23 protein-coding genes and 2 tRNA genes are annotated in these 22,471 nt (G+C 56.2%); 17 read left to right on the plus strand and 8 right to left on the minus strand.

The features are described from left to right. The first annotated feature begins 33 nt into the window (after positions 1 to 33). Both ABVF61_RS24020 and ABVF61_RS24025 read left to right on the plus strand, forming a co-directional pair. Positions 34 to 456, plus strand: a complete 423-nt coding sequence (locus tag ABVF61_RS24020; protein WP_353996054.1) for a biopolymer transporter ExbD — start codon at positions 34 to 36, stop codon at positions 454 to 456. Beyond that, complete coding sequence (locus ABVF61_RS24025; protein WP_353996055.1) at positions 453 to 2,300, plus strand: hypothetical protein; 1,848 nt, start codon at positions 453 to 455, stop codon at positions 2,298 to 2,300. Before ABVF61_RS24020 ends, ABVF61_RS24025 begins: the two co-directional genes overlap by 4 nt. Here ABVF61_RS24025 and ABVF61_RS24030 read toward each other — a convergent pair. The 3 genes from ABVF61_RS24030 to ABVF61_RS24040 all read right to left on the minus strand — a co-directional run bounded on the left by ABVF61_RS24030 (position 2,292) and on the right by ABVF61_RS24040 (position 3,858). After that, positions 2,292 to 2,963, minus strand: a complete 672-nt coding sequence (locus tag ABVF61_RS24030) for a MotA/TolQ/ExbB proton channel family protein (protein WP_353996056.1) — start codon at positions 2,961 to 2,963, stop codon at positions 2,292 to 2,294. The two genes, ABVF61_RS24025 and ABVF61_RS24030, sit on opposite strands and share 9 nt — an antisense overlap. 34 nt (positions 2,964 to 2,997) lie before the next feature. Beyond that, positions 2,998 to 3,429: a hypothetical protein gene (locus ABVF61_RS24035; protein WP_353996057.1), complete on the minus strand. Its 432-nt coding sequence runs from the start codon at positions 3,427 to 3,429 to the stop codon at positions 2,998 to 3,000. 69 nt (positions 3,430 to 3,498) lie between these two features. Next, on the minus strand, positions 3,499 to 3,858 hold the full coding sequence (locus tag ABVF61_RS24040; RefSeq protein WP_353996058.1) for a DUF1036 domain-containing protein: 360 nt from the start codon (positions 3,856 to 3,858) through the stop codon (positions 3,499 to 3,501). Positions 3,859 to 4,103: 245 nt separating this feature from the next. Between ABVF61_RS24040 and ABVF61_RS24045 the strand changes: the two genes are divergently transcribed. Next, complete coding sequence (locus ABVF61_RS24045; protein ID WP_353996059.1) at positions 4,104 to 4,529, plus strand: ExbD/TolR family protein; 426 nt, start codon at positions 4,104 to 4,106, stop codon at positions 4,527 to 4,529. 95 nt (positions 4,530 to 4,624) lie between these two features. Here ABVF61_RS24045 and ABVF61_RS24050 read toward each other — a convergent pair whose 3' ends face one another. Further along, a complete protein-coding gene (locus ABVF61_RS24050; RefSeq protein ID WP_353996060.1) occupies positions 4,625 to 6,196 on the minus strand; it encodes a caspase family protein in 1,572 nt (523 codons plus the stop codon). Positions 6,197 to 6,665: 469 nt separating this feature from the next. On the opposite strand from ABVF61_RS24050, the gene ABVF61_RS24055 reads away from it, so the two are divergent. Next, positions 6,666 to 7,520, plus strand: coding sequence for a hypothetical protein (locus tag ABVF61_RS24055; protein WP_353996061.1), 855 nt, complete (start codon positions 6,666 to 6,668; stop codon positions 7,518 to 7,520). Positions 7,521 to 7,570: 50 nt separating this feature from the next. Here ABVF61_RS24055 and ABVF61_RS24060 read toward each other — a convergent pair. Further along, a tRNA-Glu gene (locus ABVF61_RS24060) sits at positions 7,571 to 7,646 on the minus strand. 125 nt (positions 7,647 to 7,771) lie between these two features. Then, on the minus strand, positions 7,772 to 8,212 hold the full coding sequence (locus ABVF61_RS24065) for a VOC family protein (protein ID WP_353996062.1): 441 nt from the start codon (positions 8,210 to 8,212) through the stop codon (positions 7,772 to 7,774). A 53-nt stretch (positions 8,213 to 8,265) separates the two neighbouring features. On the opposite strand from ABVF61_RS24065, the gene ABVF61_RS24070 reads away from it, so the two are divergent. From ABVF61_RS24070 to ABVF61_RS24090, 5 genes are all read left to right on the plus strand, one after another. Continuing rightward, positions 8,266 to 9,045, plus strand: a complete 780-nt coding sequence (locus tag ABVF61_RS24070) for an SIR2 family NAD-dependent protein deacylase (RefSeq protein WP_353996063.1) — start codon at positions 8,266 to 8,268, stop codon at positions 9,043 to 9,045. Between the two features lie 138 nt (positions 9,046 to 9,183). Continuing rightward, positions 9,184 to 9,765 (plus strand): cold-shock protein, encoded by a 582-nt coding sequence (locus tag ABVF61_RS24075; protein WP_353996064.1) that lies wholly within the window; start codon positions 9,184 to 9,186, stop codon positions 9,763 to 9,765. 176 nt (positions 9,766 to 9,941) lie between these two features. Further along, a complete protein-coding gene (locus ABVF61_RS24080) occupies positions 9,942 to 10,427 on the plus strand; it encodes a DUF192 domain-containing protein (RefSeq protein ID WP_353996065.1) in 486 nt (161 codons plus the stop codon). 107 nt (positions 10,428 to 10,534) lie between these two features. Then, a tRNA-Pro gene (locus tag ABVF61_RS24085) sits at positions 10,535 to 10,611 on the plus strand. Between the two features lie 105 nt (positions 10,612 to 10,716). Then, positions 10,717 to 10,887, plus strand: coding sequence for a hypothetical protein (locus ABVF61_RS24090; protein WP_353996066.1), 171 nt, complete (start codon positions 10,717 to 10,719; stop codon positions 10,885 to 10,887). Between the two features lie 94 nt (positions 10,888 to 10,981). Here the strand turns inward: ABVF61_RS24090 and ABVF61_RS24095 are convergent, their stop codons facing one another. Beyond that, complete coding sequence (locus ABVF61_RS24095; protein WP_353996067.1) at positions 10,982 to 11,656, minus strand: NnrU family protein; 675 nt, start codon at positions 11,654 to 11,656, stop codon at positions 10,982 to 10,984. 208 nt (positions 11,657 to 11,864) lie between these two features. On the opposite strand from ABVF61_RS24095, the gene ABVF61_RS24100 reads away from it, so the two are divergent. From ABVF61_RS24100 to ABVF61_RS24135, 8 genes are all read left to right on the plus strand, one after another. Next, the gene (locus ABVF61_RS24100) at positions 11,865 to 13,106 is read left to right on the plus strand and encodes an NnrS family protein (protein WP_353996068.1); all 1,242 of its coding nucleotides are present in this window, start codon (positions 11,865 to 11,867) and stop codon (positions 13,104 to 13,106) included. Between the two features lie 106 nt (positions 13,107 to 13,212). Beyond that, positions 13,213 to 15,453 (plus strand): 4Fe-4S binding protein, encoded by a 2,241-nt coding sequence (locus tag ABVF61_RS24105; RefSeq protein WP_353996069.1) that lies wholly within the window; start codon positions 13,213 to 13,215, stop codon positions 15,451 to 15,453. 29 nt (positions 15,454 to 15,482) lie between these two features. Next, positions 15,483 to 17,393 (plus strand): TAT-dependent nitrous-oxide reductase, encoded by a 1,911-nt coding sequence (gene nosZ, locus ABVF61_RS24110; protein ID WP_353996070.1) that lies wholly within the window; start codon positions 15,483 to 15,485, stop codon positions 17,391 to 17,393. Between the two features lie 3 nt (positions 17,394 to 17,396). Beyond that, on the plus strand, positions 17,397 to 18,680 hold the full coding sequence (locus tag ABVF61_RS24115; protein ID WP_353996071.1) for a nitrous oxide reductase family maturation protein NosD: 1,284 nt from the start codon (positions 17,397 to 17,399) through the stop codon (positions 18,678 to 18,680). Next, entirely contained in the window at positions 18,677 to 19,582 is a 906-nt protein-coding gene (locus ABVF61_RS24120; protein ID WP_353996072.1) for an ABC transporter ATP-binding protein, read from the plus strand. The genes ABVF61_RS24115 and ABVF61_RS24120 overlap by 4 nt, the downstream gene beginning before the upstream one ends. 3 nt (positions 19,583 to 19,585) lie before the next feature. Further along, positions 19,586 to 20,416 carry an ABC transporter permease gene (locus tag ABVF61_RS24125; RefSeq protein WP_353996073.1) on the plus strand — a complete coding sequence of 277 codons (831 nt, stop codon included), beginning with the start codon at positions 19,586 to 19,588 and terminating at the stop codon, positions 20,414 to 20,416. Beyond that, complete coding sequence (locus tag ABVF61_RS24130; RefSeq protein ID WP_353996074.1) at positions 20,413 to 20,961, plus strand: nitrous oxide reductase accessory protein NosL; 549 nt, start codon at positions 20,413 to 20,415, stop codon at positions 20,959 to 20,961. The genes ABVF61_RS24125 and ABVF61_RS24130 overlap by 4 nt, the downstream gene beginning before the upstream one ends. Beyond that, positions 20,958 to 21,968: an FAD:protein FMN transferase gene (locus ABVF61_RS24135; protein ID WP_353996075.1), complete on the plus strand. Its 1,011-nt coding sequence runs from the start codon at positions 20,958 to 20,960 to the stop codon at positions 21,966 to 21,968. The genes ABVF61_RS24130 and ABVF61_RS24135 overlap by 4 nt, the downstream gene beginning before the upstream one ends. A 66-nt stretch (positions 21,969 to 22,034) precedes the next feature. On the opposite strand, the gene ABVF61_RS24140 is transcribed toward ABVF61_RS24135, so the two are convergent. Next, entirely contained in the window at positions 22,035 to 22,433 is a 399-nt protein-coding gene (locus ABVF61_RS24140; RefSeq protein ID WP_353996076.1) for a hypothetical protein, read from the minus strand. Positions 22,434 to 22,471: the final 38 nt, after the last annotated feature.

The following is a 22,471-nucleotide window of genomic DNA, read 5'->3' on the forward strand; positions in this document are numbered from 1 at the left end:
TCGCGTCAAATCGGGAATGGATCTGCAACGGGAATGAAGCGCTACACGAAACCGATTCATGTGCCGAAGCCGCTTTCCGATCGCAAGGCGGACAGTTCGCTGGCGCTGATCAATGTCGTATTCCTGTTGTTGCTGTTCCTGCTTGTTTCCGGAACGTTGCGCCCGCCTTTGCCTGAGGAATTCGAGTGGGCGGAAACAATTGATCAGTCGGGCAAGGGGGACATACAAAACAGCCTCGCGGTCAGCAAGGAAGGCACTGTCTGGTTTGAAGGTGCAGAACTGGATGATCAGGAACTTAACGAACTGCTCGAGCGCCTGAGCACCCAAACGGACAAATTGTCTGTCCAGGTGGATCGGCGCGCAAAAATGGCTGCGATTGCAGCAAATGCCGAACGGTTCCGCGCCGCCGGTATCAGGCAGCTCAACTTCATCACAATTGAAATGGATCAGCCGTGACAGCGGCCATCTACAACAAGGATGACAAGGCGCGCATTCCGGCTGCCATATGGACCGCCGGTCTCGGCGTGTCCGTTGCTGCGCATATTGGCATTTTGATCTTTGGAGTGCCGGTGCTCACATGGAAGGTTGAGCCGCAGGTTCCCCCGGCCGAAACCAAAATCATTATCGAAAGCCAGGACCTGATATTTGAACCCGCCGAGCAGGTAGCATCAGTCGTGGCGGATACCGCGGCACCGAACGCTTCTCCGGTTCAACCGGTACCGGAAGTGACACCCACCGTTGCGCCCTCCGTTGTCGAAAGCCAGTCGGACACGAGTGAAGCCATACAGCCGCAAATCGCCGAAACAGAAAACATAAGTTCCGTTGTACCAGATCAGCAACCGGCCAATCAGGCGGAAACAATCGACCTTGCGGTGGTGGAACAGGCCACCTCGGCAGCGCCACAGCAGGTTTCACAGGCAGAAGCCGTCGCGATTGCTTCCGTTCCGGTGGAAACCGTGATCGAGCCCGTACCTGAAAAGATCGAAACCACAGGATCTGATGCCGTTGTTGCAACGCCGCCGCAAGCGACGGTTATCGTTACGGAAGTGACGTCACCGATCGTTGTAGAGGCAAATCCCGAAAGCGTGCCGCAAGCAGCAACGACCCCTCAAGTCACGCAAGTCCCGCAGATTTCTTCGTCGAACGGCGTCGTCTCGGCGCAGGCTGTTGAGAGCGTTTCGCAGACACGGCCTCAGTCGTCCGTGGCGACCGTGCAAGTAGCACCCGCGGCAGCCAACACCACCGTCGTCGCATCTCAAACCATTTCGCCCAGTCCCAACGCGGTGGCGGTTTCATCCGTGAGCCAGACAACTCCTGTCGTTTCTTCGGTTGAAACAGTCGCGCCCGTGGTTTCGTCGTCGAGCACTGCAGCTCCAGTTGCCGTTTCAAACAACACGCCAGCGAGCCAGGTCGGCACGGTGGCTGCTGTGGAACCGGTTGCAAGTGCAGTTCAGGTTGAAGCAGGAACCGTCCAGCCGGTGGAACCGGTTGAGGAGGTCATAGCATCCCTTGCACCTTCAGAAATCAACCCGCCGGCGCTGGGGCCGAGTGACCCCGAGACGTCCAGCGTTCCCGCCGCCCCGACATCATCCGACCCAGCGCCAAGCGTTCAGCCGGACGAGGTCGCCACCATTGATCCCCTGGCAAATGTAACGGCCTATGTCGCCAGCTACGATGCCGGTGAATGTGTCCACCTTTCTGTGATGTCTGCAGGAACCGATACTGCACAGGTGACCGCATTTGGCGCCGCGATCGATCCGTTCTTCAAATTTGACCAGCGTTTTGCTGCCGACCAGGGGTACGAGGCGGACATTGAGGTACGGCTCGTGACAAGACGTCAGTGCCAAGTGCTTGACGCACTCGACGTTTCGAAGGGGGTCGAGGCTCCGGGTCTTGTCGAGCTTGACCGGACAGTGGTGACAAGCGGTGCGCGGGTTTCGGGCGTTATCCAGCGCGACCTGCCGCTCGGGCGCATCGCGCAGGCTGAACAGTCAGGGCTTCGCTTGAATGGTAAGGGGCCGCCTGAGCTCTATCTGATCGACGACGCGGGACAGATCCACGACGGCCGGGCATTTGTCCGCGTCCAGAACAGCACGACGAGGGTGGGGGGCTGGAGCTTTTCCATCCCGGTTACGCTGGTTACTGGCGGGCAGACTGAGACCGCGCTTTTGCTGGCCGTTTGGAACCGGCCGAAGGAAAGTCAACCTCCAAGGTTCGGCACGCTGTCAGCAGAACGGATCGCTGGCGTGCTTGCTGAACCGGGCGTTTTTTCGCTTTCGGCATTCAAGGTTTCACGTTGACGGTTGCTGTGTCGAAGCACCTGCGGTGAAAATACCCGTCAGCAGGATTTCCAGCGCGGCGCGCTCCTTCTCCAGCCTCGTTTCGAACCAGGTCACCGCAACCGAAACGGGGATGGCTACGGCAAGTCCGCAGGCCGTCGTCAGGAGGGCAACCCAGATGCCGCCCGCCAACGTGCCCGGATTGGCAGACGACCCTGACTCCTGCAGGGTTTGAAAGGTTTCGATCATTCCAAGAACGGTGCCGAAAAGACCGAGCAACGGGGCAATCTGAGTCACGAGATCAAGCGCTTTGAGCCAGCTGGCAAGCCCGAAGAGACGGTCGGCGGCGCGCGCCGAAATTTCTTCCCGAAGCCGTTCTTCGCGTATGTCCCGTTCCTGTGAGCTGAGCGGCTGATTGTCCAGCATTTGAATGGCGTCCATTGCGCTGCGAACCAGCCCTGCAGACAATGAGCGGTCTTTCAGAAGAACCTGCGCTGCTTTTTCGCGATCACCTGTTCGCCACATCGTTACCGCCTGGCGCACAAGGACATGCCGGCCAACCCGGGCGTTGGAAAACTGGAACGCCTTTGCAAGAATGACCGCAAGCGCAAGGATCGATATCCCTAGCAGGACGAGGACGACTGGTCCGCCGAGTTCAAGCCACGAAGAAGATGACTCTACCATTCAGATGCATGTCCCTGCACAGTGTTTTGTCGGGTCAGTCGCCGAACTCGATGGAGGTGCGATTTTGCAGGTCGAGCAGATCCGGACAGTAGACGTCGGTTACGCTTGCCGGAACGCAATTCAATACGTCGTTGATATGCAGTCTGGAGAGACTGTCACAAGCCTTGCCTGCAAGGTCGAACTGAAGAACCTTGGTCTTGCCCGCCGAAATGCGCGAAAAATCAAGCCTGAGGAACTGATCGACAAGACCATCGGTGTTGAATGCGACGATCTCCAGTCCGAGCTGGTTCATCGGACGCTCAAGGCCATTCGTTGCGATGATCGATAGCCTGCACCCGCCGTCCTGCGTCGCCTGAACGTGATTCAGTTCCAGGCTAATCTTTCCCGTTGGCTGTTGTGCGAGGGAAGGCGCGCTCATAGCGGCACAGAAATATCCGAACAAAAGCAGCTTCGTAAAAAATCGCATTTCAGTCCCCCAAAACAAATTCTGCTGGCTAGATAGCCGCTTAAACCTTTGCACCATCAGACACAAAAATCAGTCATATGACAATAAGACCGTCCAGTCTTCGGCACCCTCGGTTTCAATTTTGAAAAAATCGGCTTCAATCAGGCCACGCTGCCAGCACTGATCACCGTCGAACAGAACAAACTTCTCCTGGCGGATGCAAAGCGTCACGTCGCCGCCCAGACGGCTTTCTCCAAATCCGTCCGAGACATGGAGATAGTAGTTTTTTGCTTTCAATGGATCCTGGAGGACCTGACTGCACGCATTTGCGGTAATCGTCCACCAGCCTTCTGTCCTGAGACCATCTTCGGTGTCGTATCCGATCGCGACATTTACGAGGTCCACTGAGCCATTGCAGACGCGAAGTCCGGCATTTGCTGTGTGTGGCAATGTCATACCCAGGAAGAGCGGCAGCCACAAAAGGCCTGTTTTCCCTAGAAAACGAGCTTCGTGTCGCTTCGGAAATAAAATCCCGGTGGCATCAATCATGCGCGTGACTCGACAATCTGTTCTTTCCCAACGCTAAGCAAGTGGCGCGCCGGGGTCAATTTGCCTTTTGCCATTGTGATTTAACAAGAACTGCGGGAGTGTATTGAGACATTCAAAAAGCTTATGTCGCACACAAAGAAACACGGATGATTTCCATTCACACTCCAGTTGGTAAAAAACGGCGGATACCGCTCACGCCATTGATCGACGTGATTTTCATTCTGGTGATGTTCTTTCTTTTGTCTTCGACTTTCGGCATTTGGCGTCCTCTTGATGTCTCCTTGGGCGGCGAAGAGATTGCGGGTGGTGAAGACAACGCCGAGCCTTCGACAAACTTGGCGGTTCTCGTGACGCTGAAGCCTGGGCCGGATCCGGCCAACCCGGTTCTGATCGTCAACGGTTTGCGCATCCCCGTCAAAAGCCTTGCGCAGGAGCTTGATCGTCTCGCAGGTGCAGGCGCAACAAGCGCTGTCTTGATCCCGGATGCGAATTCTGATTTCCAGCAGGTTGTTCGCGTACTCGACGAAGCGAAAACTTCCCAAATCGGGCGCGTGAGCCTCAAACTGGATTGATCTTCGACGACACCGGAAAAGGATCTCGAGATGTGCAGGGGCAGAAAAAAGCCCGGCGATTTCGCCGGGCTTCGTGATTTTCGTTTCAGCTAGAACTAGCGGCCGATCGCTCCGCCGATAATTCCACCGACCACGCCGCCGATGAATGCGGCACCTGCCGGGTTCACGCCACCGCCATTGTTCGTGCGACGTGTTGTTGTCGTCCGTTGCTGTGTCGTGGTGTTCGACCGGCGGGTTGTCGTGCTGCGCGACGCCGACGCGGCCTGCTGCTTGCGCTTGATTTCAGCGATGTAGGCCGAGTATTGCGCAGCCGTCTGGTTGGTCAGCAGCAACTGCTGCGACGCTGTGAAATAACCGGACGGAACGAGGCCGTTTGCGGTCTGCCAGGCAATGATACCGGCACGCGTCTTCGGACCGAAGGCACCATCAGGACGGCCGACATTGTTTCCGGTCAGGTTCAGGCGGGTCTGGATTTCCCGTCTGGCGCTGCGGTTCCAGCCAAGTGCCGCTTCAGTCTCCGCGGTACCGGGCACGGCGGCCTGGGGGTTGGGCAGGGAGGTGACAGCGGCACCGCCCGCAGCGCCTTGCGCGTTGGTCGCCGAACCGGCTGCCGGATTGACGGCAGCAACCTGCGCGCCGCCCTGCAGGCGTTTGATCGAGTTACGTGCGAAATCCGCGAAAGTCCCGTTCGGATAGGCAGACAGATAGGATTCATAGTCCGCTACCGTGTCGCTTGACTTCGCTGCTTCCCAGATCAGCTTCTCACGTTCCCAGTCGAGGTTTGTCTGGGAGGCCGTGGCTGCGGCAGCTGTTGCTGCGTTGTTCACGGCGGTCTGCGGAACAGAGGTGGAAGTGTTGCCAAGCGCGGCAACTTCAGTGCCCGGTTCCTTCGCGGCCTGTTTGTTCAGAAACACTTCGCCGATCAGGGATGCGTTCACCCACGGACGCTGGCGCTTTTCCGTTGCATCGTAAACGTCACCGGTGACCCGTGTCATGACCGTCTGGATGGAAGCATTCGGCGTGTCGATGTGACGAATAAGAGCCGAAGTGAACGGAGAATTCTGGCCTTCACCGTCGAGGGCAACGTCGCCTGGGCTGGTCGCGAAGGCGATCACAGAACCCTCACCACCTGTTTCCTGAACCTTGATTTCGGCAAGACCGGCTCCGAGGCTGCCCGAACGGCTCGGTCCCATGCGGCGCGCAAGAGTGCGGGCCAGCGGATTGTCGCGGCACGCATCCAGGAAAACCATCTGGACCTTCACGTCCTTGGACATCTGACGCATGATGAAATCAACGGAGATCGTCTCGAAATCGAGTGATGTTTCGTCTTCGATCCGGGCGTCGATGGGAACCAGCAGGTTCTTGCCTCCCACCTGCATGCCATGCCCGGCATAGAACAGAAGCGCGATTTCGGCACCATAAGCCTTTTTCGCGAAATCCATCACCGAACGACGCATGTCGTTGTAGGTCTGATCCTGGCCCGCAACAACTTCAAACCCGAGGCTGCGCAGCTTGGCTGCCATTTGCTCGGCATCGTTGGACGGATTCGGAAGGGGAATTGTATGCTCGTAAGCGCCGTTGCCGATAACGAGGGCGACGCGCTTTGCCAGTGCTGGGGCGGTCCCTGCAATAAGTATTGCCAGCACGGCGATCAATCGTGTGAACATGTCCTGTCCTCTCGTAGATCAATTTTGCCTGTCGGTTGATCCGATCTTGATCCGAGGTTCGTGTCCTCTTGTCTTCAGACCTACCCCTGCGGCATTAAATGTTCTGTAATACGTGTCACAACTAATTGTTTTGGTGAAATTCATTTTAAAAACAAGCCAATCAATCGTGCTTTATAAACTCCATTTAAATTTTTCTCACGAACCGATCATATCCAATCTTTTTCGCCAATTCCACGATTCTCGGCAATAACGCAGGGTTTTTTGTATCAATTTTGTGTTTTTCGTAAACGCAGGTTACCGCATTTGCGTCCTGCAAATTTGCGCCTGATGACAAAGGGATCTGTGTGGCAATGTCCGGGGGCATAAATGAGTGACCTGCATCACGCGCGCGCAGGGTTAAGTCTGCTAGATGTACGGGAAACTGCCCAACCCTGATTGGTCATCCTCATTTTCCAGGGAGACGGTTCGAATGGCCGGTCGTTCTGACATACTCAATCATATGAAAGCGGCTCATATCGGTATCTTTCGCTCTGCCGCAAAACTCTACAACGTGGCTATTCTGGTAAGGCGAACCAACACGGCATCGCTGCAGCATATTGGCGAAAGCTACGCTGTTCCCAAAAGACTGGATTGCAAGGCAAAAACAGCGGACTTCGACGTTACGCCACGGGGATGCACCGTACCGGACGTCCAGAGGCCGTCGATTGCAGGTCTGGTGGTTGATCCGGAGCTTGTGGGCGAGAAAGCCTATACGGACGGAAAATACGCCAAGGCTGTGGCTGCCTGGCGATCCTTTGCAGGTCAGCTGAAACCTGAGATGGCCAGCTTCGAACAGCAGAAGACAAACACTTATATTCCAACCGGCGGTGTCTATTTCGTCGAGCGCAATCCGCAAGACCCGTATTTCGGTTGCGTCAAGTTCACCTCAAGTTCGCTAATCACCGCCGGCAAGTGCATTCACGGCGACTTTGATCTTTACGGCATTGTCGACATGGACGCCCCCGACACGATCGTGAGGGTGAAGGAGAGACGTCTCGGGCAGACACACGCCCGATCGCCCAAGTTCATGGATGTACAGAATTTCGTCAACAACAGGATCGGTGTGAACATGATCCTGCACGGCTCTCAGGAAACCTACGCGACAGATCATGAAGATGATGACCTTGACGTCTTTTTTCCGGACGGACGGGTGGATTATGCCGGACCGTCAGCGCAGGATATTGACGCTTTCTACCAGCGCGAATTTCCCGGCAGAACGTTTTTCGGAAAGGATGATCCCGGTCAGGACATCGAAGGCCGGTTCGTATCGCCGGCATCCGGCTAGCGCGGGACGCAATGCCTGACAAAGTTGATGTGCGGTTTTCAGAGAAGAAATGGCACGCCCAACGGGACTCGAACCCGTGTTTCCGCCGTGAAAGGGCGGCGTCCTAGACCGCTAGACGATGGGCGCGCGGTCGACGCGGCTGCGTCGTGGGGAGGCTTATAGGCGGGAATGGACTTGCCCGCAAGAGCCTTTGCGACAATTTTTTGCAGGCCCGGTATTCCGGACCTGCATATGTTGAAAAGCTCTTAAAATCACCACTCGCCGGTATTCGGCATCGACGCCCAGGGCTCTTTGATTTCAAGGGCTTCGCCCTTTTGAAGCAGCTCAAAAGAAATGTTGTCCGGCGAACGAACGAACGCCATGTGCCCGTCGCGCGGAGGGCGGTTGATCGTGACGCCGACCTTCTGAAGATTATCGCAGAATGCATAAATGTCATCGACCTCGAAGGCGAGATGGCCGAAGTTGCGGCCACCGGAATATTCTTCCGGATCCCAGTTGTAGGTCAGCTCCAGCAAAGGTGCCTTGCTGGCTTTTGCTGCGTCGATGTCTTCCGCCCCGGCGAGAAAGATCAAGGTGAAGCGGCCTTTCTCGCTTTCGATGCGGCGAATTTCCGTCATGCCCATTTTGTTGCAATAAAAGTCGAGAGACTCTTCAATGTTTGTGACGCGAACCATCGTGTGCAGATAACGCATAACTTGTCCTTTTCCTCATATGGGGGAGTTTGGCGAAAGGTACCCACCGGCTCATGACATCTATCACCAGCCTGAGCGATGCTCAAAACTTTGTTGCACAAATTCAGGGAGATGACAGCCTCAGGATTGTGGCGTTGACCGGTGCAGGCATTTCCACGGAATCAGGCATTCCCGATTTCCGGTCCCCGGGCGGGATATGGTCCAGACGCCAGCCGGTTCAATACCAGGATTTTGTCTCTTCCGAAAAAAGCCGTCTCAAGGATTGGGACCATCGGTTTGAAATGGCGGATGTTTTTTCAAAGGCAAAGCCTAACGCGGCGCATATGGCGCTGACCCGGCTTGCCGAAAAGAGACAACTGGAGTGTCTGATCACCCAGAATGTCGACGGACTGCACCAGGCAGCCGGATTTCCTGAAGACAGGCTGATTGAGATCCACGGCAATTCCACATATGCGACATGTCTTGATTGCGGACAGCGCGCCGAACTTGACGAACAGCGCGCGGCGGTTGCTTCGGGCAGCAGCCCCCGGTGCGAGTCTTGCGGTGGCATGCTGAAGGCCGCTGTCATCAATTTTGGTCAGCAAATGCCGGAGATGGAAATGAAGCGTGCATTTGAAGCGGCACAGAACTGTGATCTTTTTCTGGTTCTCGGATCTTCGCTTGTGGTCCATCCCGCTGCACAATTGCCTGTGGCGGCTGTCCGGTATCGTGCCGAACTGGTGATTCTCAATTCACAAGAAACGCCACTGGATTCACTCGCTTCTACTGTCATTCGGACACCATTGGCGCAAACTTTTGCAAATTTTTCCGAAGAAATTGATCAAAACACGTAAATGGTCTGTGGTTAGTTCCACAATTTCGCTTCTCGCTATAAGTCGCAATGTTATCCTTTTATTAGGAATCGGCCGTTGGGTGAGTCGTAATTTGCCTCCGGCCTAATGATGCGGACCTAAAGACGGGACAAAATCGCTATGGGGGTTAAAACCGCACGGGAACCCCGCGCGCTCGATACGGTGGCAGACGATGTTGCCGTCGATGTATTCGAGATCGCCGGAACAATAAAATGGTTCGATGTGGGCAAGGGCTATGGCTTTATCGTACCGGACAGCGGTGACGGTGACATTCTTCTGCATGTGACCTGTCTCAGGCGGGACGGCTACCAGACGGCGTATGAGGGTGCGCGGGTCGTCTGCGAAGTGCTCGACAGGCCACGCGGGCTGCAGGCCTTTCGTATCCTGTCGATGGACGAGACAACGGCAACACATCCTTCGCAGCTGCCGCCCTCCAGAACGCATGTGCAGGTCGTTCCCGAAGGCGGGTTCGAAAAGGCGACCGTCAAATGGTTCAATCGGGTTAAGGGCTTCGGCTTCCTGACCCAGGGCGAGGGGACCGAAGACATCTTCATCCACATGGAAACGTTGCGCCGCTTCGGCATTACCGAACTGCGGCCGGGTCAGGACGTGCTTGTGCGTTTCGGTCAGGGGCCAAAGGGGCGCATGGCCGCTGAAATCCGGCCGATTGGGGCAGGGACCCACATTCCTGCATCACACTGACAAATTTTGCTTGGATGAGTTTCGACTGCCGGCCGGACTTGATCCGGCCTTTTTGTTTGCCGAAGCTGGTGCCCGCATATATCCCCGACAATCGCCTCACAGCTTTCCGGCAGGCGCTTTGTGCGCTTAAGGTCCGGATGTCTGACTGGCCTTAAGGTTTTTTCACAGGGTTCGAAATGCTGTCTAAAGTCTCCCGCGCTGCTGCGCCTCTCATCGTTCTGGTTTTCGTCGTCGCAGGTTTCGCCTTTCCTGCATTCGCGCAGGACGCACAGCCCCAGTTGCCGCAAGAAGAACTGAATGTGCAGTCCGGCGAGACGGCTCATCGTTTCCAGGTCGAAATCGCCGCCACCGACCGCCAGCGTTCGCGCGGCCTGATGTTTCGCGAAGAAATGGCCGCGGATCATGGCATGCTTTTCATCTTTGAGAGCGAAGGCGATCGATACTTCTGGATGAAAAACACGCCTTTGCCGCTCGACATCATCTATATCGCCGCAAACGGCGCTATCGTCAGCATTGCGGCGGACACCACACCGTTTTCCGAAAAAACCATACCCTCTGGTGCACCTGCGCAATATGTCCTGGAACTGAATGCTGGAACGGCGGCAAAACTCGGGATTGATGTCGGCGACAAGGTTTCCAGTCCCTCGATGGCTGCGGATTGACTGGTAAACGCAGCCCATAAGGGACTGTTCACAAACTTCCCGGCTTCAGGTTTTTCCACTCTTGACGCCGACCACGAACACAGTTACATCCCCACAAATCAACGGATCGGGGTATAGCGCAGCCTGGTAGCGCATCTGGTTTGGGACCAGAGGGTCGCAAGTTCGAATCTTGCTGCCCCGACCATTTTTCCAAGTTTGGTAGAACTGAACGCGCTCTTGGTCCTCGTCGCAAGACCGAGGCAGATCATGCCGTCAGGGATCTGCTTGATGTTTTGTTTTGAAAACCGACATGACTGTTGACCAGAGCGCGCGTCACGACGGCATCCTGTCGGATATCAGGCGCGAATTGGATGTGGTTGCCATCCAAGTTATTGCGCTCCTAGCAATCCGGCCGAGCCAAAAAGGCTTTACATCATCAGCAATTCAACGATCTGTTTGGGCGTGGCAAAGAGAAGACTGAGCCGCGGGAATTTTCTCAGTTTATTCCGGCTCGATCCCGTCGAAATCAAGTGTGACCCGACGCGGTTGGAAAGAAATTCATGCGATGAATGCGATTAGGCAAACGGGTCGATATCCGTTAAAACCGGATGCAGGCCCACCAAAACTCCGTAGAGCAAGAATCCCCAAAGAACTCTGATTTGAAAAGCATTCGACCGCATGACGATGCCGTGAGGAGCTGCTTTCACTAGACGTTGCAATCGGAGCCACTCTTCATTCATTTCATGCCGCCTCCTCCTATCAACCAGCTTCATGCCAAGGAGAGAAAAGAGCGCAAATGTGCCGAAGAGCACCACATGTGCCAGGTTTCCGTTCGGCGGTATGTGGGCGACGGACCAAAGTGCTGCTGAAAGCAGAATCGGATGGCGGACATATCTCACGATCCCCGGATGTTTCGGATCAAACGAACTGTTATGCATGCCGCCAAACGAAAACGGGTTCGGAGTTGCGACGCCGAGCGTGAGGATCAGGCACGCTGGCAACATTGAGATCCGCGGTATCCAGTTCTGCCATGGCGCCCATGACCAAAGTTCGACATACGGCGCGGATCCGGCTGCGTCGATAAGCCACCAAAGGATCAGGATCGACAACAGCGAATACGCCGCTGAAAAGCCCCGGTGGGTCAAGACGCGCACGATAACCGGCTTCACAGGCGGTCTGATCAGGATCATATGAGATGCAAAGAAAGCAGCGAACGCGGCAATAAAATTGCCCCAAGCAACGTCAATCATTTGATTTCCGGGTCATCACAAGCATCAGGGTTGCATGTGCAGCAGAGAGTGGCGAATTTTTCCTGAATTTAAAGTTCATGTTTTCTGTCGACTTGACGATAGTCAAGACCTGCCATTGCCAACCCTGTGACGATAGAAAGCTGCCGGTGGCTGCGCAGCCGCGGTATCGGTGACTTTACAACAGGCTTGTATCCCGGAAGAGATGGTCATGGCCACGATACTTCACTCTAAAAGCAGCAGCAAATTGCGCCTCTGCGCAGTTGTGCTGACCAAGGGGTTTCGGTTCTATTTCCTTTCCGCCGGCCTGTTTTCTGTTTTTGCCATGTTCGCCTGGACAGTCTGGCTGGGCGTACACGCAGCCGGGGGCGCATTCGTATCGGTTCCCATGTCCATGGCGCCGCATCTGTGGCATGCACATGAAATGGTCTACGGCTATGCGGTCGCGGTGATGGCGGGATTTTTCATTACCGCAGTGCCGAATTGGACCGGTACGGAAGAGGCCGGTGCCAAATTCGTGGCGGCAAGTGGCCTCATATGGCTGCTGGGAAGGCTAGGTGTCTGGTTTTCGAGCGCCTTTGATCCGGTAGTGGTCGCAATCGTCGATCTGGCCTTCATTCCCGTTCTGTCGACGGCAATTCTTGGGCGCCTGGCCCGGAAGTCACAGGTCAGAAACATGATCTTTCTGTTTCTGCTCAGCGCTCTGTTCCTTGGTAACCTGATGATGCACCTGGACTGGATCGGCTGGAGCAGCGGAACAGCAGAGGCGGGCATCCGCGTTGGCGTGTTCGCAAGCGCGGCGATGATCGCAATTGTCGGCGGACGGGTCGTGCCGGCATTTACGCGGAATGCTCTCAACAGGGACGGGTACGAAGGAGCCCTGCCGCGATCAAACGCCTGGCTGGACAGACTGGGTGTTCTTTCTGCCCTCCTGGCAACACTCGCGGCGTTTCCGTTTGTGCCGGTGTTTTTTCTTGGCTGCATCGCATTTGCTGCTGGAGCAGCCAACCTCTTGCGACTGGCCGGGTGGAATGGTTGGGCCGTCCGCAACAGTCCGATCCTCTGGATCCTGCATCTGGCCTTTCTTTTGCTGACAGCAGGATATCTTGTCTACGGAAGCACACTGATCCTCGCCTATATGAGCGAAACGGCGGCGCTGCATCTGCTTGCGACGGGCGCCATCGGAAGCATGACACTGGCCATGATGACCCGGGCGTCGCTAGGCCATAGCGGACAGCCATTGATCGTGAAGCGGCCGATCGTGCTTGCCTATCTAATGGTGATCGCAGCGGCCCTGATCCGAAGCTTTGGAAACCTTGCCTTCGACTATTTTGCCGTGATGCTGATATCCGGAATGGTATGGACAGGAGCCTTTATGCTCTTTGTCTGGATCTACTTTCCAATCCTGACCCGCCCGAGGCCATTACGGCACCAGGAACAGCTGCAGCAGTGACACCGTCCTTCAATGAAACATGAGTTTGGTGGTCAAATTTTTCTCTGCTTGACTATCGTCAAGACACTACCCGAAACGAAGACGGATTATCGCTCCAACGTCGCGAATGACACTTGCCGGAGCGCTTAAGGTGCGTCCTTTCTTTCATATTTTCCGTCTTCTCAGCCTGACCGCCAGTCTGATGTTTTCCATCGCGGTCAGCCCGGTCGCCATCGCTGCCGGTGCTGAAGTCACTCGATTTCTCGATAAGATTCAGCCGGCTGAGCTGGTCCCCGGCGCAGACGGTTTCGGAAGTCTTCGGGAAGATGTTCCGGTCATACCCGCTCTTAATGGCGGCGAAACCATTGGGTGGGTCTTCCTGACCTCGGACTTTGTATCCACCACAGGATATTCCGGCAAACCGATCCACACACTGGTCGGTGTCGATGAGGACGCCGTTGTGACCGGTGTCCGGCTGGTCAAGCATTCAGAACCGATCGTGCTGATCGGCATACCGGAGTCCAAGGTTCGAGCCGTGACGGAGGGATATGCCGGTCTTGACCTGAAAGCCGAAGCGGAAAGCGGTGGTTCCGCGCACGAACTAGATATCATTTCCGGTGCGACGGTGACGATCATGGTCATCGACGATTCCATCGTGCGCTCCGGCCTCAAGGTTGCCCGCGCGCTTGGTCTGGGCGGATTAGCGCCCGACATCTCCGAACAGGGGCCGAAAAGGGAAATCGACTTCGGCCGCCAGGAGGTTCTCGACTGGATGACCTTGCTCGGCAACGGCTCGGTGCGCCGCATGTCACTGGACATTGCGCAGGTAAACGATGCCTTTGCCCGTCAGGGTGATGCACGCGCAATTGCGCGTCCCGAAGCCGGTCCGGACACCGACACTTTCATTGACCTTTACATGACGCTCGCGGACGTGCCTACGATTGGCCGCTCCTTGCTGGGTGAAGACGAGTACGCCAATCTCAAGAAACGCTTGAAGGAAGGTGAGCATGCCCTTCTTGTGATGGGGCGCGGCCGCTATTCGTTCAAGGGATCGGGATATGTTCGCGGTGGCATCTTCGACCGGATCCAGATGATCCAGCACGATGTCTCCGCACGGTTTTTCGACAAACAGCACAAACGCGTCGGTGAGATCGAGGCCGACGGCGCACCCTCGTTCGTCGAAATGGATCTTTTCGTCATTCCGGCAGATATCGGGTTTGACCCTGCGAAGGACTTCCGATTGCAGCTCCTTGTGCAACGGGCCGTTGGACCGATTGAAAAAGTCTTCCTGACATTTGACCTCGGCTACGAGTTGCCTGACAACTATCTGAAAACGATACCCTCCGCCGCGGCTGCAACGGGAACGAGTGCGGCTGGCAGTGCCGGTTCAGTTGTCTCCGATGAGGAAGCGGTACGGGCCCTTTGGCAACGGATCTGGACGGATCGCCAGGTCGACATCGCCGTGCTGGGCGCTGCCATCGTTTTTCTGACGCTTGTTTTCTTTTTCCAGATGCAAGTGACCCGCAATGAACGCTTCACGTTCTGGTTCCGGATCGCATTTCTGACCTTCACGCTGGTCTGGCTCGGGTGGATCGAAAACGCGCAGCTTTCTGTCGTCAATGTTATGGCGTTTTTCTCGTCACTCACGAGCGAGTTCAGCTGGGATGCCTTCCTGATGGATCCGCTGGTCTTCCTTCTGTGGTTCTCGGTTGCTGCCGCGCTGCTTTTCTGGGGAAGGGGGGCCTATTGCGGCTGGCTCTGCCCCTTCGGCGCCTTGCAGGAGTTGACGAACCGTTTGGCAAAACTGGTCCGTATTCCGCAATTCGAAGTGCCCTGGGGGCTGCATGAGCGCCTGTGGCCGCTCAAATACATGATCTTTCTGGGGCTTTTCGGCCTGTCTCTCTATTCGCTGGATGTTGCCGAACACTATGCGGAAGTCGAACCGTTCAAGACGGCGATCATCCTGAAGTTCCAGCGTGCGTGGCCGTTTGTGCTGTTCGCGGTAGCTCTTTTGGTCGCAGGCCTCTTCATCGAGCGGTTCTACTGCCGGTATCTATGCCCCCTCGGGGCGGCGTTGGCCATTCCGGCAAGGCTCAGAATGTTCGACTGGCTGAAACGCTACCGGGAGTGCGGCAATCCGTGTCACCGCTGCGCCAAGGAATGCATGGTCCAGGCCATCCATCCGGAAGGCAACATCAATCCCAACGAGTGCCTGAATTGCCTGCACTGCCAGGTTCTCTACCAGCACGATCAGAAATGTCCCGTTTGCATCAAGAAGCTCGCGAAAAGGCGCCGCTTTGAAAAGCAGACCGGGCTTGGAAAACCGGAGGCGACAGCCAAGACGGCGGCGCCTGAGCCGGTTGCCTAACCTTCAATGGGCAAACAAGGAGATCAGCCATGAAGGAGAAAGAAAACCAAATGGGTGTGTCACGCCGGGACCTTTTGGGAGGGACGGCAAAGACGGCCGTCGTGGCCGGAATGGGCGCAGTTGCTGTAAGCGGAGCCAACCCGGCTTTTGCACAGGACGGCCATCAGAAATTCGAGATGGCGCCAGGTGAACTCGACGAATATTACGGCTTCTGGTCGTCGGGACAGACGGGTGAAGTCCGCATTCTGGGCGTTCCCTCCATGCGTGAACTCATGAGGATACCGGTATTCAACCGGTGTTCGGCAACCGGTTGGGGGCAGACGAATGAATCGCTGAAGGTTCTGACCGAAGGGCTGCTCCCGGAAACCAAGGCTTATCTCGCGGCCCAAGGCAAGGTGACCTACGACAACGGCGACCTTCACCACCCGCATATGTCTTTCACTGACGGCACATATGACGGCCGGTATATCTTTGCAAACGACAAGGCGAACACGCGTGTTGCCCGCATCAACTGCACCACGATGAAGTGCGACAAGATCATCGAGATCCCGAACGCACACGACATCCATGGCATGCGGCCGCAGAAGTATCCCCGGACCGGTTACATTTTCGCCAATGGTGAGCATGAAGCCCCGCTCGTCAACGACGGCAAGATCCTGGATGATCCGGACCAGTATGCCTGCATCTTCACCGCCATTGACGGCGACGAGATGAAGGTTGCCTGGCAGGTGATTGTCTCAGGCAACCTCGACAACACCGATGCCGACTACCAGGGAAAATACGCGTTTTCGACAAGCTACAACTCGGAAATGGGTACGAACCTTGCCGAGATGACCGAAAACGAGCTGGACCACTGCGTTGTCTTCAACATCAAGGCGATTGAAGAGGCCGTCGCTGCCGGCAACTACACCGAAATGAAAGGTGTTCCGGTTGTCGATGGCCGCAAGGAGGCGAACTCCCAGTTCACGCGGTACATCCCGATCCCGAACAGCCCTCACGGCTGCAATGCCGCACCGGACAAGAAACATATCGTCATCAACGGTAAACTGTCCCCGACGGTATCGATCATCGATGTCACGAAACTTGATGCGCTCTTTGACGACAACGCCGATCCACGCTCGGCGATTGTCGGCGAACCGGAGCTTGGCCTTGGACCACTTCACACGGCATTCGACGGCAAGGGCAATTGTTTCACGACACTGTTCCTCGACAGCCAGGTCGTGAAGTGGAATATGGACAAGGCGATCCAGGCTTATGCCGGTGAAAACGTCGATCCGATCATTTCCAAAGTCGATGTGCATTATCAGCCAGGCCACAACTCCACGTCCATGGGTGAAACCGCGGAGGCGGACGGCAAGTGGCTGATTTCGATGAACAAGTTCTCCAAGGACCGGTTCCTGAATGTCGGTCCGCTGAAACCGGAGAATGAGCAGCTTATCGATATTTCGGGCGATGAGATGACGGTGGTTCATGACGGACCGACATTTGCCGAGCCTCATGACAGCATCATCGTTCATCGTTCGAAAGTGAATCCGGCAATTGTCTGGGATCGCTCCGATCCGAGCTTCGAAGATGCCATAAAGCAGGCCGAGGCTGATGGTGTCGACCTTGAATATGCTGCCGACGTGATCCGCGACGGCAACAAGGTTCGGGTCTACATGCACTCCGTCGCCCCGACGTTCAGCCTTGAGAAATTCACGGTGAAACAGGGCGATGAGGTGACGGTCTATGTCACCAATATCGACGACATCGATGACCTGACGCACGGCTTCTGTCTTGCAAACTATGGTGTCGCGATGGAAGTCGGGCCGCAGGCGACCGCGTCAGTCACGTTCATTGCCGAACGTCCCGGTGTCCACTGGTTCTATTGCCAATGGTTCTGTCACGCGCTCCACATGGAAATGCGTGGCCGGATGTTTGTTGAGCCAAGAGGAGCCTGACCAATGCGTCGCACACTGCGCAATCTGGCGGAACAGTTGGGCCTACTCATCGCCACCGTGTTGGTTTGCGGACCGGCTGGTGGGGAGGAATGGTCCGTTCCGGCCGGGCAGGGTGCGTTGCAGGTCGTGATCGAACAGGCCCAGGCCGGGGACATTCTCCGGCTTGGGCCAGGGGATCATCAGGGTCCGGTAACGCTGGACAAACCCATCACACTCGTTGGCAGTGGCAAAGCGCGGATCATAGGCAATGGAAACGGCAGTGTGATTACTGTGACCGTGCCGGATGTTACGGTGGACGGCCTGATCCTGACCGGCTCAGGCCTTTCCCACGAAACCCTTGATGCCGGCGTGAAACTAACCAAAAAAGCCCACCGGGCGATTGTCCGGAACAACAAGATCCTCAACAATCTGACCGGCGTCGATGTCCACGGTGCGCGCAATGCCACCGTTTCGAACAACTTGATTGAAGGCCGGCGTGACCTGCGCAGAAACGAGCGCGGCAACGGTATCTATGTCTGGAACGCGCCGGACCTTTTGGCGGAATACAACACGATCCGTTACGGCCGTGACGGGATCTTCGTCAACACCAGCCACAAGGACACGTTCCGGAACAACCACTTCGAAAGTCTGCGCTTCGCAGTTCATTACATGCATGGCAACAGCGGTGTGGTGGAAAACAACGTGTCGATCGGCAACGACATCGGCTACGCGCTGATGTTTTCGGATCGTCTCACGATACGCAACAACGTGTCGATCGGCGATCTGAAGCACGGTTTGATGTTGAACTACGCGAACCGCGCAAAGATTAGCGGCAACCATGTGTCCGGCGGCGGTGAAAAATGCCTGTTCATGTACAACGCCAACAAAAACATCGTGAAAGACAACCGTTTCGAAGGCTGCCCGATCGGCATTCACTTCACAGCCGGATCCGCCAGGAACACTTTCCAGGGCAACGCATTCATCCGTAACAGGACACAGGTGAAATATGTCGGCAGCCGGATGCTCGACTGGAGCACGGACGGGCGCGGTAACTACTGGAGTGACCACGCTGCCTTCGACATGAATGGCGACGGTCTGGCCGATACCGCCTTTCGCCCGAACGACTTGGTGGATCAGGTGCTGTGGACGCAGCCCTCCGCCAAGCTTCTGGTCGGCAGTCCGGCGGTCCAGCTGCTGCGCTGGACGCAGTCCCAGTTTCCGGCGCTCCTTCCCGGAGGGATCGTCGACAACGCGCCACTCATGCATCCGCCCATGCGCCGTGAACCAAATGCCGGAGTACAGGGATGACAAATTCAACGCTTTCCGTTCAATCACTCACAAAGCGTTTCAAGGGTCACACGGCAGTCGATCAGGTGTCGTTTGAGCTGAAGCCCGGCGAGCGTGTCGCGCTGCTTGGGCACAATGGTGCCGGCAAGACGACCCTGTTCAAAATGGTCCTCGGCTTCCTGCGGCGTGACAGTGGCGACGTTTCGGTACTGGGATGTGCAGCCGGAAGCAATTCTGCCCGGCAGGGAACCGCATATCTGCCAGAATCCGTCGCCTTTTCGAATGCCCTTACCGGTGAGGAGGTCATTCGTTTCTATGCGCGCCTCAAGGGCGAGCCTTCAGCCCGTTCCCTGGAACTCCTGGAACAGGTCGGGCTTGCGGAGGCAAGCAAACGGCGCGTCGGAACATATTCGAAGGGCATGCGCCAACGCCTCGGGCTGGCGCAGGCACTGATCGGCAATCCGAAGTTGGTTCTTCTGGACGAACCAACCACAGGCCTCGATCCGATTTCACGCCAGAACGTCTATCAGCTGATCGGCGAGATTGCCCAAAAGGGGGCAACCGTTTTGCTCTCCTCTCACGCCTTGACCGAGTTGGAGGCCAGAACGGACAGGATCCTGATCCTGTCAAAAGGGCAACTCGTCGCCGATGACGAACTCGGCAAGTTGCGGGCTCAGGCCGGATTGCCGATCCGTTTGAAAGTCTGGACCAAGCCGGGCGCGGCACCGGAAGTGGCCGCGCAACTCGGTGCCGGCAGGATGAACGGGCGCTCGGTCGAACTCGACTGCGGGACTGACGACAAGGTTCGGAAGCTCTCGGCCATCAGTGCACTCGGTAACCTGATTGAAGATGTCGACGTCCACCCGCCGAGCCTGGACGATGTCTACCGGCATTTCTCAAACACCGTTCAGAAGGAGGCATGAGATATGGTCTCGCGCATACTGACAATCGTGCAACAGGAGTTGCGCATCGGTATCCGGAACCGCTGGATCCTTTTGGCGACACTGATCCTCGCTTTTTTCTCGCTCGCTTTGGCGCTGCTCGGTTCGGCGCCTGCGGGAACACTGGGCGTTGACAGGTTGACGATAACGGTCGCTTCGCTTGCAAGCCTTTCCGTTTATCTTGTCCCATTGATCGCGCTGTTGCTCGCGTTTGACGCTGTGTGCGGTGAAATCGAGCGCGGCACGTTGCTCATGACCTTCTCCTGCCCGATTTCACGCACCGAATTTTTGCTTGGCAAAACCATTGGTCACATGCTCGTGCTAACGATTGCGCTGGTGGCAGGCTACGGCCTGACGGCGGCGGTGTTACTAACAATGGGAACCGGGTCACTGGCGGGTCTTGTTGATTTCGCAAGGCTGATCGCAACATCGGTTCTACTTGGCGTCTGTTTCCTCGCAATCGGCTACGTGCTCAGCTCACTCACGCGTCAATTGGGAACGGCTGCGGCCGCGGCAATTGCCGCGTGGCTACTTTTTGTCGTGCTCTATGATCTTGCGCTTCTTGGCGCTCTTGTCGCCAATCCGAGCGGTTTTTTCGCCTCGCAGGTGTTCCCTTACGCGATTTTGCTCAACCCGGCCGACGCCTTCCGTCTGTTCAACCTTGCAGCGCTCGGTGCGAGCGATCTCGTGGGCGGCATGTCGGGAGTCTCGGAAACACTGCCATTCGATCCGGCTCTGGCGCTCATATCCCTGCTTGCGTTCGCAGCCTTTGTGTTGACCGCGTCGGCCATTCTGATCCGAAGGATTAAGCCATGAAACGACGTTTTTTTCTTCTTCTTGCCCTTGGTCTTCTTGCCGGCTGCCAGGAGGCCCCGGAAGTCGCCAAGCCGGCTGCCATCACGCTGACAGCAGAAGCTGCCGGACACTATTGCCAGATGACCGTCCTGGAACACGAAGGTCCGAAGGCGCAGATCCATCTTTCCGGAAATCCGTTTCCTTTCTGGTTCACCCAGGTCAGGGACGCGATCGCCTTCATGCATTCGCCGGAAGAGCCGAAAGACATAGCTGCAATCTATGTGAGCGACATGGACGTTGCGGCCAATTGGAAGGAGCCGGGTTTTGATAACTGGATCGATGCGGAAGCAGCATGGTTTGTCGTTGACAGCAAACAGGCCGGGGGGATGGGCGCGCCCGAGACGATACCGTTCGGAACTGAAGAAGGCGCAAAGAAATTCGCAGCAGCTCAAGGCGGGCGAGTCCTTCGCCTCGATGATATCCCGGCTGAATATGTTCTTGCACCGGTTGAGCTCTCGTCAACCTCGCAGTTGAAGCAAGACAATACAGACGAGGCGGTGCAATGAACCAGGCTGTTTCTGGACCTCTACGGCTTAGCCGACGCCGCTTCATCACGATCAGCGCGGTTGCAACCGCCAGTGCGGTTCTTCCGCTAAATAAGGCGAGTGCCGAACCCGCGCTTCACACATGGCGCGGGATCGCGCTTGGTGCGAAAGCGGAAATCAATCTGGTGCACAACCACGCCAGCAGAGTGCAGGAGCTCTTTGCAGCGATCGAAGGAGAGATCAGGCGCTTGGAGGGCATTTTCAGTCTTTATCAGGCGAACAGCGAATTGAGCCGACTGAACAGCAAAGGGCAATTGGTCACCCCATCCTTCGACATGCTGGAGCTTCTCAGCCTATCGCAGAGGCTGCACCGCGTGACGGAAGGTGCCTTCGATCCAACAGTTCAGCCGCTGTGGAGTTACTACGCGCGGCGAGCTACAGGAAATAATACTGGCGACTTTGAGGCGGTTTTTTCTCGTGTTGGATTCAACCATGTTCAGATCCAGTCCGACGAAATTCGCTTCAGGAAGTCCGGGATGGCAATGACGTTTAACGGCATCGCACAGGGTTTCATCACTGACCGTATCACGGCGCTTCTGGAACGAGAGAACTGTGTCGACATGGTCGTGGAAATCGGTGAATTGGCGGCCAGAGGGAGTGCTTCCAAGGAAACCAGTTCGGATGAAAAGGGGTGGCCGGTAACGCTTCGTCCCGATCCGTCTTTGACTGACGCGCAAGCCGTAATGCATCTTTCCAACGCTGCAGTAGCAAGTTCGGCGCGACTGGGAACGACATTCGATCAAGGCGGATCGCGTTCACATATTCTGGATCCAAGAACCGGACGTCCTGTCGACACCGGCCTTGTGGCAGCAAGTGTTGTTGCCCCAAGCGCAGCATTGGCGGACGGGCTCTCCACGGCTGCAATGGTTTGCGGTGAAACTCAACTGCAGCGAGCGTTGAACGGTTTTCAGACGACACGCGCTTTCGTCGTGCGGGAAGACAGGTCCATGGTCTGGCTGACAGCATAGGGCCGAGTGGCATGGGGCTCGTTTTGCAGTCGGTTATCTCTTCATGAACATCAGTTTGGACGACGTCTATTCAAGCTTTCCGCGACTGCGTGCGACCTGCGCAATCAGGCCCCATACAATCGTTCTGAACATCATCGCCACGACGGTTCTGAACTCGTAGGCACCACCCATAACGATGTGCAAAACGAGACCGGCCATCACAGTCGCAGTGCATGAAAAAATTGCGATCGATAACCAATACGCCCATGCGAGTTTTCGCTGGAGCCCATATCCTGCAGCGACGTAAAAGAAACCGGCCAGAAAATTAAACCAGAGTACAAAATGAACAACGTTTCCAGCCGCCTCCTTGACCTCGTGGCCGCCAAAAAGAACAAGTCCACCTGACAGGATCGTCAAGAGGCCGAAGACGATGGCGAACAGGGCTACGGGTGCTGATACCGAGCGTTTCGCCTCTTTGGCAGCCATAATCAGCTCCTTGCTATTGCAGGATGGCCTTCAGTCCT

Source organism: Roseibium sp. HPY-6, from assembly GCF_040530035.1.
Taxonomy (GTDB): domain Bacteria; phylum Pseudomonadota; class Alphaproteobacteria; order Rhizobiales; family Stappiaceae; genus Roseibium.

Coding starts and splice junctions, on each gene's coding strand:
- ABVF61_RS24020 (WP_353996054.1), top strand. CDS start 34: ATGAAGCGCTACACGAAACCGATTCATGTGCCGAAGCCGCTTTCCGAT.
- ABVF61_RS24030 (WP_353996056.1), bottom strand. CDS start 2,963: ATGGTAGAGTCATCTTCTTCGTGGCTTGAACTCGGCGGACCAGTCGTC.
- ABVF61_RS24035 (WP_353996057.1), bottom strand. CDS start 3,429: ATGCGATTTTTTACGAAGCTGCTTTTGTTCGGATATTTCTGTGCCGCT.
- ABVF61_RS24045 (WP_353996059.1), top strand. CDS start 4,104: ATGATTTCCATTCACACTCCAGTTGGTAAAAAACGGCGGATACCGCTC.
- ABVF61_RS24050 (WP_353996060.1), bottom strand. CDS start 6,196: ATGTTCACACGATTGATCGCCGTGCTGGCAATACTTATTGCAGGGACC.
- ABVF61_RS24055 (WP_353996061.1), top strand. CDS start 6,666: ATGGCCGGTCGTTCTGACATACTCAATCATATGAAAGCGGCTCATATC.
- ABVF61_RS24065 (WP_353996062.1), bottom strand. CDS start 8,212: ATGCGTTATCTGCACACGATGGTTCGCGTCACAAACATTGAAGAGTCT.
- ABVF61_RS24070 (WP_353996063.1), top strand. CDS start 8,266: ATGACATCTATCACCAGCCTGAGCGATGCTCAAAACTTTGTTGCACAA.
- ABVF61_RS24075 (WP_353996064.1), top strand. CDS start 9,184: ATGGGGGTTAAAACCGCACGGGAACCCCGCGCGCTCGATACGGTGGCA.
- ABVF61_RS24080 (WP_353996065.1), top strand. CDS start 9,942: ATGCTGTCTAAAGTCTCCCGCGCTGCTGCGCCTCTCATCGTTCTGGTT.
- ABVF61_RS24090 (WP_353996066.1), top strand. CDS start 10,717: ATGACTGTTGACCAGAGCGCGCGTCACGACGGCATCCTGTCGGATATC.
- ABVF61_RS24095 (WP_353996067.1), bottom strand. CDS start 11,656: ATGATTGACGTTGCTTGGGGCAATTTTATTGCCGCGTTCGCTGCTTTC.
- ABVF61_RS24100 (WP_353996068.1), top strand. CDS start 11,865: ATGGCCACGATACTTCACTCTAAAAGCAGCAGCAAATTGCGCCTCTGC.
- ABVF61_RS24105 (WP_353996069.1), top strand. CDS start 13,213: ATGACACTTGCCGGAGCGCTTAAGGTGCGTCCTTTCTTTCATATTTTC.
- nosZ (WP_353996070.1), top strand. CDS start 15,483: ATGAAGGAGAAAGAAAACCAAATGGGTGTGTCACGCCGGGACCTTTTG.
- ABVF61_RS24115 (WP_353996071.1), top strand. CDS start 17,397: ATGCGTCGCACACTGCGCAATCTGGCGGAACAGTTGGGCCTACTCATC.
- ABVF61_RS24120 (WP_353996072.1), top strand. CDS start 18,677: ATGACAAATTCAACGCTTTCCGTTCAATCACTCACAAAGCGTTTCAAG.
- ABVF61_RS24125 (WP_353996073.1), top strand. CDS start 19,586: ATGGTCTCGCGCATACTGACAATCGTGCAACAGGAGTTGCGCATCGGT.
- ABVF61_RS24130 (WP_353996074.1), top strand. CDS start 20,413: ATGAAACGACGTTTTTTTCTTCTTCTTGCCCTTGGTCTTCTTGCCGGC.
- ABVF61_RS24135 (WP_353996075.1), top strand. CDS start 20,958: ATGAACCAGGCTGTTTCTGGACCTCTACGGCTTAGCCGACGCCGCTTC.
- ABVF61_RS24140 (WP_353996076.1), bottom strand. CDS start 22,433: ATGGCTGCCAAAGAGGCGAAACGCTCGGTATCAGCACCCGTAGCCCTG.